The sequence below is a fragment of the Silvibacterium sp. genome, assembly GCF_047605705.1.
Taxonomy (GTDB): Bacteria; Acidobacteriota; Terriglobia; order Terriglobales; family Acidobacteriaceae; genus Silvibacterium.
The window spans coordinates 20,618-36,524 of the sequence record NZ_JASGFD010000040.1; the positions used below are offsets into that span (position 1 = coordinate 20,618).

Here is a 15,907-nt window from a genome sequence, read left to right on the forward strand (position 1 = left end):
AAGGCGCGGAGGAACTCCCCGCGCCTTTCAAGCCTCAGATTGAATGGATCTGCTTCTATTTCCAGTATAGGAATTCGCGGGAAAAATCATGCCACTTCGGAACCGCTTTTCTTCCCTTTGCTTTCAGTCACTTAAGACGGAGCAGCCCTACTCAGGGGCTTGACAGCATTTCCTGTTGACGTTTCTGGGGACGTTTCCGAATGCCTGAGGAGCTACACGCGATCCCTGCCGAAGAGGACGGCGTCGAGGCTGTAGCGGCCGGGTCCTGCGACGACGAGCGTGGCCATGATGGCGATGTAGAGGACGATGAGCTCGCCGTGATCGGCGTCGTGCCCGAAGAAGAGGAAGTGGTGGAAGAAGGCCCAGGCGACGAAGAGGTTGACCAGCGAGACGAGCGCGGCCCAGCGGCTGAGGAGGCCGACGAGGAGCAGGATGGTCGCGATGGAGTCCCCAAGCATGGCGCAGATGAGGCTGGGCACCGGGCCGATGTGGATGGGGTCGGGGAAGTGCGCGGCCATCTGCGAGAAGGTGAAGAGCTTCTCGAATCCGTGCTTGATGAGCAGGGGTGCGACGCCCAGGAGACGCAGCAGGAGCAGGCCGGCGTCCGGTCCGGCAGGGAGCAGGGGAATGCGGGCCAGGTCCTTCATCAGGCGCCACTCCTTCCGACAGGTTGTGTGGGTGTAGGACCAGTATGCCGAAGGGGAAGCGGATCGGCCAAGGGAAAAATCGCTTTTGTCCGACTTTCCTGCGCAGGAAAAAGTCCGGCGACACATTGATGCACAGATCAAGTATCGCCGGAGCCGAAAGGCAGTACAGGAGGCGTCGAGGAAAGTTCTAGCCGAAGAAGCGGGCCCAGAGCGCGGAGATAGGCATGGCGAAGGCGAGCGCGGGCAGCATGTTCGCGACCGGGAAGCGCAGGATGCCGCAGATGCGGAAGCCGGTGGCGAGCATGATGAGGCCGCCGACGGAGGAGAAATCGGCGATGAGCACCGGCGTGGTGAGCGGCATGATGACCGTGGCGCCGAGAGCCAGCGAAATCTGAATGATGCACTGCGGGATGGCGATGGCCGAGGTGGCCCAGCCGAGGCGCGTGGCGAAGATGGCCGCGGTGAAGAAGTCGAGGAAGCTCTTGGCGATGAGGATGGTCGGGTCGCCGGTGATGCCTTCCTTCATGGAGCCGAAGATGCCGGTGCCGCTGGCGCAGAAGAGCACGAGCACGGCGACGAAGGTCTGCAGGTACTCGGCTTCGGATTCGCCGGAGTCGGCCGAGCGCGGCAGGAAGCGGTCGGCAATGCCGCGGATCCTGTCGCCTGCGAGGCCGATGCCTTTTTCAAGGAAGATGAGTTCGCCGACTCCGGCGCCGAGAATGAGCGAAAGCACCATGGCCGCGAGATGATGCACCTGCACGATGAGCGCGACGCCGAGCCCCATGGAGCAGAGGCCGAAGGTAAGCGGCAGCGCGGTGCGCAGGCGCTCCGGCAGACGGGTGGCGAGCGCCGCGCCGATGGCTCCGCCAAAGAGGACAGAGGCGCTATCGATCCACGGACCGACGAGGTGATGATGGGCGGGCACAGGTACGGCGACGTTCACGGCTTGCTCCTTTTTATTCCAGCGACGGCTACAAATACATCCTTTGCAACAGTGTGCGTTACATATTTACGGCGCGCGGGCGCGTGAGATCGGCCATGCCGGACCAGCGGGGCAGCCTGACGGGCGCTTCGATCTCGAAGAGATCGAAGACGCGCATGACGGTGTAGTCGATCATCTCCTCGATCGACGAAGGGCGGCTGTAGAGCGCGGGCACGGGCGGGAAGATGACAGCGCCCATCTGCGTAGCCGAGAGCATGTTCTGGATATGCGCCTGGTTCAGCGGCGTTTCACGCGCGAGCAGCACGAGGCGGCGGCGCTCCTTGAGGGTGACGTCCGCGGCACGGGTGAGCAGGTTGTACGGATTGGCCTGCGCGACGGCGGCGAGCGTGCGCATGGAGCAAGGCATCACCATCATGCCCGCGGTACGGAACGATCCGCTTGCGATGCTGGCGCCGAAGTTCTCCTGATGGTGCACGTGCGTGGCGAGCGATTCGATCTGCTGCGTAGTCATGCCGACCTCGTTCACGGTCATCTTTGCGCCGACCGAGAGCACGAGGTGGGTTTCAATTTTGAGCTCGCGCAGCATCGCCAGGGCGCGTACGCCATAGGCGATGCCAGTAGCTCCGGAGATGCCGACGATGATGGGTTTCATGGGACTTGCCGTCCAGGTCTTCTGCGCCTTCGGCGCGTTGTGGTGTGGTTGACGGTGCTTCCCCACACAAGCCAACTGCAGGCTTGTATGGGCCACCGGAGGTTTCTTGTGCAACCGATTGGAAGGGGCGGGGCGCCGCAACGGGCTGCGACGCCTCGCTTCCTCAAAGGGAGCCTTACAGCACGAGCGGTTCTTTCGGCTCCACGAGGAACTTTTCGAGATCCACGTCGACGAAGTCCGCACGCTTGAACTCGTCCTTCAGAGCCCAGGGCGCGGTGCAGTCGAAGATGGTCTTGCAGCTGTTGCCGCGCTTGGCGATGGTGTAGCTGTACTTCGGATCCTGCGACGGGTCGAGCGGATGGCAATTGACGTTGGGGATGAAGATGGTGTCGATGTCGCCCTGGTAGCGGGTCTGCATCGCCCACAGCACGTCATCGGTATTGAAGATGTCGACGTCGTCATCGACGACGATCACGTGCTTGAGCTCGTAGTACGCGGCGAACGCGGTGAGCGCGGCCTGGCGCTGGCGGCCTTCATCGCCCGCCGACTTCTTCGAGAACTGGAGGATGGCGAGCAGCTTGCCGCCGCCGGCCGAGTGCGCGTAGACGTTCTTGACGCGGCCGGGCATGGCCTGCTCGATGAGGCGATAGATGCTGGCCTCGGTGGGCAGTCCCGCGAGGTTCACATGCTCTTCACCAGGGCCCGCGATGGTCTGCAGGATTGGGTTGTTGCGATGCGTGATGGCCGTAACTTTGATAAGCGGCAGTGATGGATTCGCAGGGCCGTTGTAGCCGGGGAACTCGGGCATGGCGTGGCCGGTATTGGTGTTCTGGTCTTCCACCACGCGCACGTTGGGCAGAAGCTCGCCTTCGATGACGACCTCGGCGTTGGCGATCGCGTACTCGTTCTGCGAGACGCACTTCACCAGCTCAACGGCACGCTGACGGATGGAGCCGGCGATCGAAAGCTCGTCGAAGCCGAGCGGCGTGGTCGGAGCCTCGAAGCAGGCCGAGATGTAGACAGCCGGATCGAGACCGATGGAGATGGAGATGGGCAGCGGCTTGCCCGCCTTCTCGGCCTTCTGGCGGAAGGTCTCGATGTGGCGCCCTGCAGAGAAGAAGATGCTGATGGTGTCCTTACTCTGCACGCAGAGACGATGGATGGTGACGTCATGCTCGCCGGTCTCGGGATCGGTGGCGCGCACCAGGCCCATGGTGAAGAACGGACCCGCATCCTCGGGCGTGTTGGTGGGCGCGGGGATGGCCTTCAGGACGTCGATGTCCTTGGTGATGACGACCTGCTGACAGAGCGCCGGGGTGTCGATGATCTTCGGCGGAATGGGAGCGTCGACCGCATCACGAAAGCGCTGGCCGAGCTTTTCTTTCGCGGTGCCCAGCAGCAGCGCGACGCGCTCGCGGCTGGCCATGACACCGGCGACGGCCTTGAAGTTGTCGTACCCCTTCACTTTCTCGAAGAGCATGGCGGGGCCGATCTGAGTAGGCGGCAGAACGGGTGTGCCCGCGCCGACGTGACGATAGATACCGGCCAGCTCGGCATTGGGATCAACCGGCTCGGCGGTGCGGCGCAGCTGACCGGGATGCTCAGAGAGCAGGCGGAGGGCAGCGCGAAGATCGTAACCATGATCGAGAGTGGCTTCGGGCGACTTGGTGTTTTGGCTCATTGCAAACTCCTCTACCCCAGTAGACACCCGATCACCGATTGCGGATTATCGCTTGTTTGGATCGCATTCATCATGCCTGCTTATCAATTTTGTGACCTTTATCACGCCGATCCGAGAACAACGAGGCATCGTTCCAATCGGGAGATACGATAAATCCGGGAGACATTTGGAGCCGTCAGATATGGATCATGTCGATTCGGTTTCGTTCTCACTTCCCTGCCGCGTGCCTGCTTGCTGTTTGCGGATGGGCTTCCGCCTCTCTCTACGCGCAAAGCGCGGCCACGCCTTCGCTGCCCACGGTGAACCTGGGGCTCACCTCCTTTCTTGACGGCGAGGCCGGGCCGGGCTGGATGGTGGAGGAGTACGGCCAGGGCGTGCACGACGATCGCACCATCGCAGCAAACGGCACGCAGAATCATGCGGCGCCTACAGTGAACAGCGGGTCGCTGATCACGCACGTGGTGTGGATCTCGCCAAAGAAGGTGCTGGGCGCGTGGTACGGCGGCGAGGTGCTGTCGCCGGTGGTCTATGCGGATGCGCAGGCCAGCGGGCAGCGCGGAGGATTCGGCGACACGACGGTGGGGCCGATGCTGCAGTGGCCGCAGAAAAAGATTGCGGGCATGAAGCTGGATCAGCGCGTGGTGCTGGACTTCGAGCTGCCGACGGGCGTGTATTCGCGCTCGCCCACGGCGCTGAATATCGGCGCGAATGCATGGACGGTGCATCCTTACTACGCGTTTACCTTGCAGCCGGCGGCGCACTGGGAGACGAGCTGGCGCATCTCCTACCTGTGGAACGCGGTGAACCATGCTCCAGTCGCGGACGCGGGCGTGCGATCGACGCAGGCGGGGCAAGCGTTGCACCTGAATGCGACGTTTGGCTACGAAGTGGCGAAGGGACTGTATGTGGGCGCGAACGGGTACTTCCTGCACCAGCTGACCGACGCGCAGGTGAATGGCGTGGGGCAGTCCGGCACGGAAGTGGTCGGTGCGTTGGGGCCGGGCATGATGTATCACCGCGGCAGCTGGGACTACTATGCGAATGCCTACCGCGAGTTCGACGCGGTGGATCGGTCGGAGGGTAACAAGCTGGTTCTGCGCGTGGAGCACGTCTTTTGATGGAGCACGATGCTCGGCTCATCAATGCAATCCCGATACAATCGATGCATACTGCTTATCGTTTGGCGAGCAGAGCGGGAGAGTGTTCGATGGAACTGCGGCAGATACGGTCGTTTCTGGTGCTGTCAGAAGAGCTGCACTTTGGAAAAGCGGCGCGGCGACTGTTTGTGGCGCAGCCGGCGCTGAGCCAGCATATCCGCTCGCTCGAAGAAGAACTGGGAGTGGATCTGTTTGCCCGCACGAGCCGCAGCGTGGCGTTGACAGAGGCGGGTCACGCTTTCGTTCCGCATGCGCGGCAGGCGATGCAGGCGCTGGCCGAGGGCAAGGAAGAGGTCGCATCGGTGGACGCGGGCACGGCGGGCACAGTGCGCGTGGCCTTTGTGAGCACGGCCGCGGTCAGCCTGATCCCGCAGTTGCTGAGCAAGCTGCGGCGCCTGCATCCGCGCATCCGGCTGCAGCTGAGCGAGGCAGATACAGCGCACCAGGTGCAGGGGCTGCTGGCGCGCGATTACGATATCGGCTTCATCCACGCGGCGGGCGTGCACGCGGGGTTGCGCTACACCGTGGCGGAGATGAGCGAGGTGGTAGTGGCGCTGCCGGCGAAGCATCCGCAGGCGAAGTCGACACGCGTGGCGCTGAAGTATCTCGCGGAAGACACCTTCATTCTGCCCGCGCCGATGCCGCATCGCGATTTTTATGACATGGCGCTGGAGTTGTGCCAGCGCGCCGGGTTTCGTCCGCATGCCACGCAGGAGGTCAGCATGCTGCAGACGGCTCTGCCGCTGATTGCAGCGGGCGCGGGCTGCGCACTGCTGCCTGCGACCTTCCAGCGGCTGCGGCCGCATGGCGTCACGTTTCGGCCGATGGCGGGCGCGAGACTGGAGCTGCCGATCTACGCGGTGACGCGCGATGAGGGCACGCCCCGGCTGGTGGGCAACGTTCTGCGCCTGCTGGAGGACTGAGCATCCGGATGGCGCGGGCTTTGCGGTGATTCCATTCAGTTATCACCTTCTTAAGGCAGGAGTATGATGCCGGGATGATGGACGAGCGCAATCTGCGGAGTTTTGTGGCGGCGGCGGAGACGCTGAACTTTCGGGCGGCGGCGCGCAAGGTGCATCTTTCGCAGCCCGCGCTGAGCAAGCAGATCCGGCAGCTGGAAGACGAGACCGAGCTGATGCTGTTTACGCGCGAACATGCGCGGGTGCGACTGACACCGGCGGGCGCGGCGCTGCTGGAGCGGGCACGCGAGTTGCTGCGGGCCGCATCGGCAGCGGTATTGGAAGCGCGGCAGGTGCAGGAGGGGCTGCAGCATCCGGTCACGATCGGCTTTGTGGCGCAGGCCGCCTTCGAGGCACTGCCATCGCTGGTGGAGCGCTGCCGCAGGGCAGCTCCGGAGGCGATGTTGCAGTATCGCGAGATGTCCTCGCGTGCGCAGTTTGCGGCGCTGCGTGAGCGGACGATCGATGTGGGGCTGGTGCAGGTGGGGACAGCGCCTGCGGAATTCGCAAGCGCCGTCGTGGCGCGGGAACGGTTCGCGCTGGTGCATTCGACGCGCCACAGGCTGGGGCGCGCCGCGACTGTCTCTCTCAAGGACTTCCATGACGAGATGCTGTTTCTGCCGGAGCCGGAGGAAAGCCCCGGCATTCGCGAGGTGATCCTGGCGAACTTCGCACGGCACGGCGGAGCGCCGACGCGCTTTCAGGCTGTGGAGCGGGTGCAGACGGCGGTGTGTCTCGCGGCTGCAGGGCTCGGCATCGCGCTTGTGCCGGAATCGGCCAGGGCGATGCGGTTGAAAGGTGCGAAATTCCGGCGATTGCAGCGGCCGGTGTTGCCCGTAGAGACGCGCGTCGTGTGGCGGCGCGGCGAGCGGGCTCCGGTGCTGGTGGCTTTGCAGGCTGGGTTTGGCGTTTAGGCTCGGCATCCTGCGTTCCCACGTCTCAGAATCGAGACGTGGGGCACCCGGATTTTCGCTTGTCGAGAGAAGCAATGCCTATCGAGGTGATTCCATTTTGTCATCGCTATTTTCGGATGAGGATGCATCGCGAGGCGCGGTGCGCCATCCGTAGGTCAGGCAGAGAGATTGCCGGGAGAGTGCGATGGCAGAGTTACACGGGAAGCAGGTGGTTGTGGTGGGCGGCACGTCCGGATTTGGACTGCGAGTCGCAGAACTGGCACTGGCGGAAGGCGCGTCCGTGGTGATTGGCGGACGGAACGCGGAGCGGCTGGATGAGGCGCTGGCACAGCTTGGATTGCAGGCCGCGGCCCATCCGGAGGCAACGGGCGAGGTGCGCGGTTCGGTTGTGGATGCGACCAGCGAGGCGAGCCTGAAGTCCTTCTTCGCCGAAGCGGGCCAGGTGGATCATCTTGTATCCACTGTGGGCGGCGCGATGGGCGGCGGCTTTGCCACGAGCTCGCTTGCGCAGATCCAGGCGACGGTGGAACACAAGGTCTTCGATACCCTGCGGGTGGCGCAGGCGGCGATTCCGCATCTGCGCGCGGGCTCAAGCGTGGTATTCACGGCGGGTACCGGTGGACGACCGCACACGGCGTCGGGCGCGATCCTGGGCAATGACGGCATCAAGACGCTGGCCGAGGGGCTGGCGAGCGAGCTTGCTCCGAAGACGCGCGTGAACGTGGTGGCTCCGACGTGGACGGTGACGCCGTTCTGGCGCGACACGCCGGCCGAGCAGGTGGAGGCGACGAAGAGATATTTCGAAGGTGCGATTCCGCTGGGCCGCACGGCGACGATCGGCGAGGTGGCGCAAGTGTATCTGTTCCTGATGAAGCACGACTTCATCACCGGACAACAGATTGCGGTGGATGGTGGCGTTACGCTTCGGGGGTGAACTGGCCCTTTAGGGCTTAGGGCTCAGGGCTCAGGGCTTAGGGCTTAGGGCTTAGGGCTTAGGGCTTAGGGCTTAGACAGATTGTAAGACTTGGGTTCGTGCTTTCCCACGTCTCAGAATCGAGACGTGGGGCACCCGGCTGCTTCGCGGAGGGCGATTTGCCTTCGGCCTCCGCTCCCGTTGGTCGCGATCTGAGCTGGGGTTCTGCGTGTCTTCTGTTGTGGATCGGTTGTTTGTCCTCCGCCGTTTGCTTTCCCACGTCTCAGAATCGAGACGTGGGGCACCCGGATTTTCGCTTGTTGAAGAGAAACGCAGGTTCCTCCACTGCGCGGCCTGCGGCCGCTTCGGTCGGAATGACAGCGTAGAGGAATCGGAAAGAAGAGGGAGAGGAATATGTATCAGTATCGGATCACTTTGGAGGGGTTGGGTGCGCTCGAGGGCAGCACGGCGGTATTCGAGACGGAGAATCATGACGATCTCTTTGTTGTGCTGGGGCGTATGGCCGGGAGGCTTGGGCTCAGCGAGGAGGAAACGAAGTCCTTCGGCGTGGGACTGAAGCTGTTTGGGGAGCCGATCCTGAAGCACAAGGACAACGCGCTGCTGCAGACGATGAAGCCGGCGTTTCTCGAATTCATGAAGACGATGAAGGAGCAGATTATTGCTCAGGAAAAGGCCGCGCAGGAAGCTGAGGCGGCGAAGTAGTCGCGGAGTGCGCGGGTGTCGTCTATGCGTGTACTGTTTCTGCGGATACATAGAAAGGGTTCGATCATGAGAAAGATTTCTGCAGCGATGTACGCACTGTGTCTGCTGTTTTCGGGGGCGGCTGCGCGCGCGGCGACTCCAGCGGTGAGCGAGACAGCCCATGCAGAAGGATTGGCAGCGCTGCCAGTGGTGGCTCCGGTCGTTGCGTGCGGCGCGCTTGCGAATGCGGATCTCAACGGGTCTGTCGGCGCGAAGACGCACATCACCTCTGCGAAGGAGGTTGCTGACGGCAAGCCTGCTCCGTATTGCGAGGTGACCGGCTACGTGGAGCCCGCGAACAAGTTTGAAGTCCGGCTACCGCTGAAAACATGGACGCAGCGCTATGTGCAGACGGGCTGCGGCGGGCTGTGTGGCAACGTTCGCATCGATGTGCCGAATGCGCAGGACTGCTTTCCGGCGACGCACGGCGAGTTCGTGCTGGCATCGACGGACATGGGCCACGAGGGCGGCATGGATGGCGAGTTCGGCAAGGATGCGCAGCTGCGCGTGGACTTTGCCTATCGCAGCCTGCACGTGACGGCGCTGGCGGCCAAGGCGCTGATTGCGAAGTTCTACGGGCAGGCGCCGAAGTACTCATACTTCTCAGGCTGCTCGGATGGCGGACGCGAGGCTCTGATTGAGGCGCAGCGCTTCCCTGAGGATTTTGACGGCATCGCAGCGGGCGCACCGGCGATGAACTTCACCACGCAGAACACCTTCTACCACGGGTGGAACGCGGTGACGAACACGGATGCGAACGGGCAGCCGATCCTGACAACGACGGAGCTGCCGGTGCTGCACAAGGCGGCGCTCGCAGCGTGCGATGCGGCGGACGGGCTGAAGGATGGGCTCATCAGCGAGCCGGCGGCCTGCCATTTCGACCCCGCGGTGACGGAGTGCAGGGCCGGCGAGACGCAGAGCAAGGACACTCCGCAATGCTTAACACATGCACAGGTTGAGGTTGCCAAGGAGATCTATGCAGGTGCGCACGATGCTGGTGGCGACAAGCTGGTGATCAGCGGACCTCTTCCGGGTTCGGAGCTGGCGTGGGGCGGCGTGTATATTCCCTCGCCGGGATCGAGCCACACGATGAGCCCGATGATCGCGCTGGGCGTGCTGAAGTATCTGGCGTATGAGACGAATCCCGATGCGAGCAGTTACACGCTGAAGGATCTTGCGTTCACGAAGGAGAACTTCGAAGCAACGACGCAGCTACATGCGCTGTATGACGCGACCGATCCGGACCTGAAGCCCTTTGCGACGAAGGGCGGCAAGCTGATCCTGTGGCATGGCTATGCCGATCCGCATATTTCTCCGCTGAACACGGTTGCGTATTACACGGCGATGCAGCAGACGATGGGCGAGGACGCGGTGAAGCAGTTTGCGCGGCTGTATCTCTTTCCCGGCGGCTACCATTGCGGCGGCGGCGAGGGGCCGTTCCGCTTCGACCTGATGGACGCGATCATGGCGTGGGTGGAAGGCGGCAAGGCTCCGTTCGCGCTGATTGCTTCGCATGAGAAGGGCGGCATGCGCGGGCCCGTTGCAGGCGTTCCCGCGGGGATGCCGCATGGCGGTCCTCCGGCAGGCGCCATGGGACCGGGTGCAGGTGGGCCTCCGCCGGGAGCTATGGGTGAGCCCGCAACGAAGGCGGTTGTCGACCGGACGCGGCCGGTCTATCCGTATCCGCTGACGGCCCGCTACAAGGGGACGGGCAGCATCGACGAAGCTTCGAGCTTCGAGCCCGGACCGGCAAAGCCGGTTCCCTCCGAGCGGCTGGAGTGGTTGGGGTCGAAGTTCTACGCGCCCGACTACGAGGTGTGGTGCTCGGGCGATGGATCGAAGCTGAGCTGCTCGAAGAATCGCGAGTAGGGCTGCGGGGCGGGATGTCCTGCTCCGATGGAATTTCCTCCTTTGTTTGGCGGACCTCTTTTTGGGAGGTCCGCTTTTTTGTGGCCGGTGTGCGGAGTTTGTGCGCTCCCCACACAAGCCAACTGCGGGCTTGTATGGGCCACCTGGGGCCGATCAGCTGCGCTCGCCCACGTCTCAGAGGCGAGACGTGGGGCACCCGGTGTGCGTTCTCCGGCCGGGGTTTCTATTTGTCGCTTTTGCGGTTACGATTTTTTGCCTGCTCGGTGTCCTGGCTTGCGCGGGCGCGTTCGAGGTGCCGGCTCATCAGGTTGCGCGCCTCTTCGGGCCTGCGGTCGCGGATGGCGAGATAGATCTCGCGGTGCATCCCGGCGGATTCGTGGAGATCGACGGAGTGCTCGACGGTGTGGCGACGCGTGTCATACATGGACGAACTCACCGACTCCATGATGGCGGCGAGGATGGGGTTACCCGCGGCCTGGGCGATGACGCGATGAAAGAGCACGTCGTGGATGAGGTATTCGGAGGGCTTCTCGACGGCGGCGAACATCTCGGCGACCTGCTCGGCGAGGGCGGCGAGATGCCCCTCGTTGCCACGCTCGGCGGCGAGGGCAGCGAGCCCACTTTCGAGCGGGCTGCGCGCCTCGAAGAGCTGCCAGGTCTGGAAGCCGTGGAGAGCGCCGATGAGCGAGAGTTGTCCCTGGCCGAACTCCGGTGGCCCATCGGCCACGAAGGTGCCGACGCCGTGGCGGATCTTCATGACGCCGAGCGCGGCGAGGTAGCCGATGCCGGCGCGGAGGCTGGCGCGGGAGATGCGCAGCTTGCGCGCGAAGTCGCGCTCGGGCGGAAGCTGATCTCCGGGCTTGAGGGTTCCGTCCTCGATGAGGGCGCGGATGTGATTGACGACCTGGCGGGCGCGATCTTGCTCCGCGCTTCCCCGGCCCGAGCGGCGGCGCCTGGTTACGGGCGTGGTGGCGGACACGGTTTTAGGCGCAGGAAGAGGCATAGGCGTGCATAGTCCGGAAGATGGGCTGGAGCGTGGTCATAGGTACGTGTGCCGTATCGCCGGCCGGCCATAAGCCGCGCAGCAAAAAGCGATTATCGCCGCACCGTGGAACAGAAGCAATTGCAGGACAGAAAAGACTGGACACCGCGGGTGATATCAGATTTGATACACACGCCCGGCAGGACTGCTATGCTCGTGGCACTGGTCGATCTACACCGATTCGATCGACGTGCGCGGAGGGTTCGGCGGACCTGACCAGGCGGGCCTGGAGAGTGCGTTGAAGCCGAAGCGCGGGCTAGGGCGTATTGCCACCATTCTCGGTGGCGGATTCCTTCTGCTGTTCGCGCTTTGCCTTGTCTGGATAAAACCCTACAACATGGCCTACTCCTACCCGTTCCAGCTGGCGGCAGCCTACGGGGCGGCGGCGGCGTGTGCCTGGCGCACGGCGAAGACCCGCTCGGCGACGCGGCTGGGCTGGGCGCTGGTGAGCGCCGGCATTCTGCTGTGGGCGGCGGGGCTCTCGGTGGCGGCATGGGAAGACCTGACCCGACATGCAGCCCAGGAGTTCGCAGGCCTCTCCGATCTCATCTTTTTCCTTTACGGCGTGCCGGTGATGCTCGCGCTTTCCTTGCCGGCCAGCGGCCGCGAAGAGAGACTCTTCGCCTGGATGGATGGCCTGCAGGCGGCGATTACCGGATGCACGGTGTACGTGGCGCTGTTCTCCGCGCTGCCATTCATGCAGGGGGCGGATGGGCCGATCTCCGCGACGCTGCTGGTGCAGACCTATAACGTGGAGAACCTGCTGCTGGCCGCAGCGGCGACGATCCGGCTGCTGGCCGAGCGGGTGCCGGGCGAGCGGCGGCGTTTCTATGGCCTGATGACCGCGTTCCTCTGGTGCTATGCGATCTGCGCCGCATGGTACAACCACGCGACGCTGGCGATGCAGGAGCAGACCGGGCTTTATGACCTGCTGGTGGCCTTCCCACTGGTGGCGCTGGCGATCGGCGTGCTCAGCGCTCCACTGGCGGAGCAGGAGGGTGACTTCACCATCGAGGCGCGGGCGCTCTCGCGGCTGGTCGATGGCATTGTCCCGGTCCTGTATACGTTCGCTCTGGCGACGCTCGGGGTCTTCGTCATCCGTGGGCATTTCTACTGGGGCGCGCTCTCGCTGATCGTGGCGCTGACGGTGTTTGTCATCCGCTCCACGGTGCTGCAGAGCAGGCTGCTGCGCTCGGAACGGGCGCTGCGTGAGGCGCATGACCGCCTGGAGGAGATTGCGCTGACCGATGCGCTCACGGGCGTAGCGAACCGCAGGCGTTTCGACAGCAAGCTGTACGAGGAGTGGAACCGCGCGCGGCGATCGCATTCGCCACTGTCACTGTTACTCATCGACATCGACTTCTTCAAGGCCCTCAACGACCGGCAGGGCCACCAGGCCGGGGACCAGTGCCTGATGCGCGTGGCCGCCGCGCTGCAATGCGCGATGCTGCGCGAGGGCGACCTGCTGGCACGCTATGGCGGCGAGGAGTTTGCCGCAATCCTGGCGGACACCGATCGCCATGGCGCGGAGGCGGTGGCGGCACGCATGCAGACGGCGGTGCGGGAGCTGCATCTGGAGCACGGAACGCAGATCGGCGACTGCCTCTCGGTGAGTATCGGCATCACCACCTGCGTGGCCGCGATGGAGGAATCCTTCGAGCTGCTGATCGAAACCGCGGACCGCGCGCTCTATCTGGCGAAGGCGCGCGGCCGCGACCGCGTGGAGCATCTGCTGTATGGCGAGGTGGAGGCGCACTGAGATGCTGCGTGCGTCTCTCCTTCGCGGCTCCGAGTCCGTCACGGTTTGATTTCGTAGAGCAGCTCCACCAGGACCGGGACGTTGAGCGGCAGAACGGTGGCGCCGATGACCTTCCGCACGGAGAGTCCTCGCGCACCGAAGACATCGCGCAGCAGCTCGGACGCTCCATCGGCGATCTTCGGCAGCTGGGCAACGAAGTCCTCCGTGGCGACGAGGTAAACCTCGGTCTTGAGCACGCGCGTAATGCGATCGAGCGAGCCCAGATGCTGCCGGGCCACGGCAAGCGCATTCAACACCGCGATCCGCGCGGAGTCACGCCCATCGTCAACGCTGAGGCCTTTACCCAGCACGCCCACATACTGCGGCTTGCCGGCGAGGACAGGCATCATTCCGGTGAGGAAGAGCAAGCGTCCGCTCTCGACGGCCTCCACGTATGCCCCCAGCGGCTGCGGCGCTGGAGGCAGATGGATGCCGAGTTCGGCAATTCGTTTTTCTGCGGGGACGATGCCCGTCTGCTCTGGGATTACCATTTTCCGACGTGTGCGCCTCCATCGACATGCAGGACTTCACCGGTGATGTTGCGGGCTTCGGTCAGGAAGACGACCGCCTCGGCGATCTCTTCCGCGGAGGAGATGGTGCCCATCGGCGACAGCGTCTTGAGGAAGTCCTTGGGGTTGTTCTCGTGCAGGGGCGTGTCCACGATGCCGGGGGCCACGGCGTTGAAGCGGATGTGCTCCTTCGCGTACTCGCTGGCGAGGTTGACGATGGCCGCAGTGAGTCCGCCCTTGGTGATCATCGACACGGAGGCCGGCACCGAGGAGATGGGATGGGCGACGAGCGAGGTGGTGATGCTGGTCACGCTGCCTCCCTTGCCCTGGGCGAGCATCTGCTTCACCGCGAGCTGGGTGACATGAAGAAAGCCTTCCAGGTTGGTGGAGACGAGGCTGTGGAAGTCTTCCTCGGTGAAGTCCACGTAGGGCTTGGCGATGAAGATGCCGGCGTTGGCCACCACGTGATCGATGGAGCCGAAGCGTGTGATGGCTGCCTCGGTCACGGCCTTCGCGGTCGCGGCCTTGCCGATATCTCCGTCCACCAGGACGAGATTCTCAGACGGCGCGAAGGAAGCCTGACTTACCTTGCGGGCCGTCGCGACGACAGCATAGTTGCGCTTGAGAAAAGCATTGACGACAGCAGCTCCGATGCCCTGCGATCCGCCAGTTACGATTACGGTTCCTTTGTGTGCCATGATCCACTCCTGTGAGTTCTTCGAGAGCGCGAACAGGGCTGCGATTCATGGGTGGTTTGGAGTTCTTCCGATCCACCGAATCCCATGCAGCGTTCGTGCTGGACAGTAGATGTCCGAAGGAGCCGGAGGCGCGTCACGACATTTTTCGAGAGCTGCTATCGGGAACGTCGATAGCTCCGCCTTACCTGGTGAAATTCGAGGAGGCGCGGCTCAGCACTGCGAACGCGTTGAGGGCACTGAAGTGCGTGCTCTCGGCTCTGCGGATAAAGACTGTCTCCACCTGGCCCGTCCGCCCCGCAAGCTCATGGATCGCCACGGATGCACTCTTCCACGCTCCCGCAAGGAGTTCTTTTGGCAGCAACGTTACACCCACACCTGACTCCACGCAACTGCGGATCGCGTCGAAGGAGGCTAAGGGCAACACCTGATTTTTAATGCCGTATGTCTCGAGTATTTCGGTGAGCAAATCGCGATAGGAGCAGCCCTGATCGAGGACAAGTGCCCTGACGTCGCCTGAGTTTCTGAGGACGTCGATGCTGCGCGTGGATGCCTGGCTCACGAGAACCACGTCCTCGCGGTACACCGGCTCTTCGATCAGCCCGGGCCGTTGCACCGGGCCTGCGACGAACGCGCCATCCAGCGTTTGATCGATGACCTGCTCGATCAGCTCCGAGGTGTTTCCCAAGGTGATCGTCAGCGCGACGGCGGGATACTTTCGCGCATACTCGGCGAGGACCGGAGGCAAGCGCAACGACACCGTGGGCTCAGTGGAGCCGATCCGCAGTGCGCCCTTCGGCACACCGTCTTCCTTTACAGCTGCGACGGCTTCGTCGAACAACGTGTGAATGCGGTCAGAGAAAGAGAGCAGACGCTCGCCCGCATCACTGAGCCGTACGCCGCGGCTGTGCCGAACGAAGAGCGGGACGCCTAGCTCCTCTTCTAGAAGACGAATGCGCGCCGTGACACTGGACTGGACCATGTTCAGCTGCGCGGCCGCGCGATTCATGCTGCCGTGCTTTGCGACCGCGGTAACGATCCTCAGATCGTCGATATCCATCGAACTCACCCAATTTCATTTTCAGGATACTCTGTGCGTCCGGCGGATTCGCATAAAGCCTGCTTATGCAAGCAACAAGCGTTGGTTTTTACTGAGATTCCAGATCGGCAGAAGAGCTTGTAAAGGCTGCCCTCCGCACCTATGATGGGCGGAATTATTTTTTGCGAATATTCACACAAAAACCCACAGACCCCATACACACCCTCACCCACGCGTCGATCCCGGAGGCGTCGTTTGCCTTCGCCCCCGATCCACGATCGCTGTGCGATCCGGTCCGACATTCCCCCAACACAGATCCATCGACTC

At 63.4% G+C, this 15,907-nt stretch carries 15 protein-coding genes; 7 read left to right on the forward strand and 8 right to left on the reverse strand.

Features of this window, described 5'->3' with window-relative positions:
- Positions 1–212: 212 nt before the first annotated feature.
- From QM649_RS14365 to QM649_RS14380, 4 genes are all read right to left on the reverse strand, one after another.
- The gene (locus QM649_RS14365; RefSeq protein WP_415199741.1) at positions 213–647 is read right to left on the reverse strand and encodes a DoxX family protein; all 435 of its coding nucleotides are present in this window, start codon (positions 645–647) and stop codon (positions 213–215) included.
- A 187-nt stretch (positions 648–834) separates the two neighbouring features.
- Positions 835–1,590: a DUF554 domain-containing protein gene (locus tag QM649_RS14370; RefSeq protein WP_415199742.1), complete on the reverse strand. Its 756-nt coding sequence runs from the start codon at positions 1,588–1,590 to the stop codon at positions 835–837.
- 58 nt (positions 1,591–1,648) lie between these two features.
- The gene (locus QM649_RS14375) at positions 1,649–2,242 is read right to left on the reverse strand and encodes a UbiX family flavin prenyltransferase (protein ID WP_415199743.1); all 594 of its coding nucleotides are present in this window, start codon (positions 2,240–2,242) and stop codon (positions 1,649–1,651) included.
- 175 nt (positions 2,243–2,417) lie between these two features.
- Positions 2,418–3,923, reverse strand: a complete 1,506-nt coding sequence (locus QM649_RS14380) for a UbiD family decarboxylase (protein ID WP_415199744.1) — start codon at positions 3,921–3,923, stop codon at positions 2,418–2,420.
- Positions 3,924–4,111: 188 nt separating this feature from the next.
- Between QM649_RS14380 and QM649_RS14385 the strand changes: the two genes are divergently transcribed.
- The 6 genes from QM649_RS14385 to QM649_RS14410 all read left to right on the forward strand — a co-directional run bounded on the left by QM649_RS14385 (position 4,112) and on the right by QM649_RS14410 (position 10,497).
- Positions 4,112–5,041, forward strand: a complete 930-nt coding sequence (locus QM649_RS14385; RefSeq protein WP_415199745.1) for a transporter — start codon at positions 4,112–4,114, stop codon at positions 5,039–5,041.
- Between the two features lie 89 nt (positions 5,042–5,130).
- On the forward strand, positions 5,131–6,003 hold the full coding sequence (locus QM649_RS14390; RefSeq protein WP_415199746.1) for a LysR substrate-binding domain-containing protein: 873 nt from the start codon (positions 5,131–5,133) through the stop codon (positions 6,001–6,003).
- A 74-nt stretch (positions 6,004–6,077) separates the two neighbouring features.
- The gene (locus tag QM649_RS14395; protein WP_415199747.1) at positions 6,078–6,953 is read left to right on the forward strand and encodes a LysR family transcriptional regulator; all 876 of its coding nucleotides are present in this window, start codon (positions 6,078–6,080) and stop codon (positions 6,951–6,953) included.
- Positions 6,954–7,137: 184 nt separating this feature from the next.
- Positions 7,138–7,887: an SDR family NAD(P)-dependent oxidoreductase gene (locus QM649_RS14400; protein WP_415199748.1), complete on the forward strand. Its 750-nt coding sequence runs from the start codon at positions 7,138–7,140 to the stop codon at positions 7,885–7,887.
- Positions 7,888–8,280: 393 nt separating this feature from the next.
- Positions 8,281–8,589: a DUF3861 domain-containing protein gene (locus QM649_RS14405; protein WP_415199749.1), complete on the forward strand. Its 309-nt coding sequence runs from the start codon at positions 8,281–8,283 to the stop codon at positions 8,587–8,589.
- 87 nt (positions 8,590–8,676) lie between these two features.
- On the forward strand, positions 8,677–10,497 hold the full coding sequence (locus QM649_RS14410) for a tannase/feruloyl esterase family alpha/beta hydrolase (protein WP_415199750.1): 1,821 nt from the start codon (positions 8,677–8,679) through the stop codon (positions 10,495–10,497).
- A 223-nt stretch (positions 10,498–10,720) separates the two neighbouring features.
- Here QM649_RS14410 and QM649_RS14415 read toward each other — a convergent pair whose 3' ends face one another.
- Entirely contained in the window at positions 10,721–11,500 is a 780-nt protein-coding gene (locus QM649_RS14415; RefSeq protein ID WP_415199751.1) for a FadR/GntR family transcriptional regulator, read from the reverse strand.
- 277 nt (positions 11,501–11,777) lie between these two features.
- Between QM649_RS14415 and QM649_RS14420 the strand changes: the two genes are divergently transcribed.
- Positions 11,778–13,298, forward strand: a complete 1,521-nt coding sequence (locus QM649_RS14420; RefSeq protein ID WP_415199752.1) for a diguanylate cyclase — start codon at positions 11,778–11,780, stop codon at positions 13,296–13,298.
- A gap of 38 nt (positions 13,299–13,336) precedes the next feature.
- On the opposite strand, the gene QM649_RS14425 is transcribed toward QM649_RS14420, so the two are convergent.
- From QM649_RS14425 to QM649_RS14435, 3 genes are all read right to left on the reverse strand, one after another.
- Positions 13,337–13,828 (reverse strand): RidA family protein, encoded by a 492-nt coding sequence (locus QM649_RS14425; protein ID WP_415199753.1) that lies wholly within the window; start codon positions 13,826–13,828, stop codon positions 13,337–13,339.
- Positions 13,822–14,544: an SDR family NAD(P)-dependent oxidoreductase gene (locus tag QM649_RS14430; protein ID WP_415199754.1), complete on the reverse strand. Its 723-nt coding sequence runs from the start codon at positions 14,542–14,544 to the stop codon at positions 13,822–13,824. The genes QM649_RS14425 and QM649_RS14430 overlap by 7 nt, the downstream gene beginning before the upstream one ends.
- A 181-nt stretch (positions 14,545–14,725) precedes the next feature.
- Positions 14,726–15,601, reverse strand: coding sequence for a LysR family transcriptional regulator (locus QM649_RS14435; protein ID WP_415199762.1), 876 nt, complete (start codon positions 15,599–15,601; stop codon positions 14,726–14,728).
- Between the last annotated feature and the right edge of the window lie 306 nt (positions 15,602–15,907).

Excerpts from the sequence above, each read along its gene's own strand:
- QM649_RS14365 (WP_415199741.1), bottom strand. The coding sequence starts at position 647 with ATGAAGGACCTGGCCCGCATTCCCCTGCTCCCTGCCGGACCGGACGCC.
- QM649_RS14375 (WP_415199743.1), bottom strand. The coding sequence starts at position 2,242 with ATGAAACCCATCATCGTCGGCATCTCCGGAGCTACTGGCATCGCCTAT.
- QM649_RS14380 (WP_415199744.1), bottom strand. The coding sequence starts at position 3,923 with ATGAGCCAAAACACCAAGTCGCCCGAAGCCACTCTCGATCATGGTTAC.
- QM649_RS14385 (WP_415199745.1), top strand. The coding sequence starts at position 4,112 with ATGTCGATTCGGTTTCGTTCTCACTTCCCTGCCGCGTGCCTGCTTGCT.
- QM649_RS14390 (WP_415199746.1), top strand. The coding sequence starts at position 5,131 with ATGGAACTGCGGCAGATACGGTCGTTTCTGGTGCTGTCAGAAGAGCTG.
- QM649_RS14395 (WP_415199747.1), top strand. The coding sequence starts at position 6,078 with ATGATGGACGAGCGCAATCTGCGGAGTTTTGTGGCGGCGGCGGAGACG.
- QM649_RS14400 (WP_415199748.1), top strand. The coding sequence starts at position 7,138 with ATGGCAGAGTTACACGGGAAGCAGGTGGTTGTGGTGGGCGGCACGTCC.
- QM649_RS14405 (WP_415199749.1), top strand. The coding sequence starts at position 8,281 with ATGTATCAGTATCGGATCACTTTGGAGGGGTTGGGTGCGCTCGAGGGC.
- QM649_RS14410 (WP_415199750.1), top strand. The coding sequence starts at position 8,677 with ATGTACGCACTGTGTCTGCTGTTTTCGGGGGCGGCTGCGCGCGCGGCG.
- QM649_RS14415 (WP_415199751.1), bottom strand. The coding sequence starts at position 11,500 with ATGCCTCTTCCTGCGCCTAAAACCGTGTCCGCCACCACGCCCGTAACC.
- QM649_RS14425 (WP_415199753.1), bottom strand. The coding sequence starts at position 13,828 with ATGGTAATCCCAGAGCAGACGGGCATCGTCCCCGCAGAAAAACGAATT.
- QM649_RS14430 (WP_415199754.1), bottom strand. The coding sequence starts at position 14,544 with ATGGCACACAAAGGAACCGTAATCGTAACTGGCGGATCGCAGGGCATC.
- QM649_RS14435 (WP_415199762.1), bottom strand. The coding sequence starts at position 15,601 with ATGGATATCGACGATCTGAGGATCGTTACCGCGGTCGCAAAGCACGGC.